Source organism: Priestia endophytica (assembly GCF_026790145.1).
Classification (GTDB): Bacteria; Bacillota; Bacilli; order Bacillales; family Bacillaceae_H; genus Bacillus_I; species Bacillus_I endophytica_A.
On record NZ_JALAMS010000090.1, the window covers coordinates 1 to 931 of the forward strand.

Here is a 931-nt window from a genome sequence, read left to right on the forward strand (position 1 = left end):
TCTTATTATTACTCGCTGAAAATAAATACTTAACTGGTCCTGAAATCGCAAAAGCTGTTGGTGTGAACGAAAGAACTGTGAAATGTAATAAAATCTCAAACTCGTTGAATCGCAACGAGTTTGAGATTTTTTTTTGCCCTTTAAGTGTACTTTCGCGGACTGATTTAACTGATACATATTTCCTTTCTCCATACCATTTAAAAAAAGCTGTAAAGTCCCAGAGATACAAACATAGAATTAGAGTATAATTGGGTTAGAATGGATAAGGAGGGAATAAAAAATGAATGAGCCTAGTTTAGAAGACTTTATCTGTTCATTTGATACAGATTTAGAAAAAGAAGAGGATTTTAAGATTGTCTGTCGTTTTCCTAATGAGTTAGGAGTCGTCATTTATAAATCCCTTACATTCACAAACAACAAGTACTATACAACCCCTGTTCGTTTCTTTAAAAAGTCTTATCATATAAGTGGAACAGGTGATTTCTCACAAGAAGTTCAACGATTTGACACGATCCAACAGGTACGTCAGTTTGCAAAAGGTATATATGAAAAGGAACTTGTTTATTCATAATTATTTCATTGCTAAAAATTGTGATACTATGGAAGAAACTTTTGAAAAAGAGGAGTAAATCCTATGATAATGTATCAAGAATATACATTAAGAGATGGAACCAAAAAGTCTATAAAAGTGGTAGAAGGGCGTTCTTATAAAGAAGAAATGAAATTGTTGGGCATCACAGAACGAGACATTTTTTCTATGCAGTTATTAGATAAGAAATCACTACAAAAACCAAAATAAACGTTCATACAAAAAGCGCTGTCTAATAGCTTTAAGGCTATAGATAAAGGCTTAAGCCATTTGAAATAATAAGCATAATTGGGTTCTGGTGCAAAAATTTCAACTAACTTGAAAATAGTCTATAAATCTTGG

The 931-nt window shown here is 31.9% G+C and carries 3 protein-coding genes; all 3 read left to right on the forward strand.

Features of this window, described 5'->3' with window-relative positions; genetic code table 11:
* A partial coding sequence (locus MOC86_RS27290) for a hypothetical protein (RefSeq protein ID WP_268587016.1) occupies positions 1-248 on the forward strand: 248 nt, incomplete at its 5' end.
* 32 nt (positions 249-280) lie between these two features.
* Positions 281-571 carry a hypothetical protein gene (locus MOC86_RS27295; protein WP_268587017.1) on the forward strand — a complete coding sequence of 97 codons (291 nt, stop codon included), beginning with the start codon at positions 281-283 and terminating at the stop codon, positions 569-571.
* Positions 572-634: 63 nt separating this feature from the next.
* A complete protein-coding gene (locus MOC86_RS27300) occupies positions 635-799 on the forward strand; it encodes a hypothetical protein (RefSeq protein ID WP_268587018.1) in 165 nt (54 codons plus the stop codon).
* Positions 800-931 lie beyond the last annotated feature (132 nt).

Coding starts and splice junctions, on each gene's coding strand:
- MOC86_RS27295 (WP_268587017.1), top strand. CDS start 281: ATGAATGAGCCTAGTTTAGAAGACTTTATCTGTTCATTTGATACAGAT.
- MOC86_RS27300 (WP_268587018.1), top strand. CDS start 635: ATGATAATGTATCAAGAATATACATTAAGAGATGGAACCAAAAAGTCT.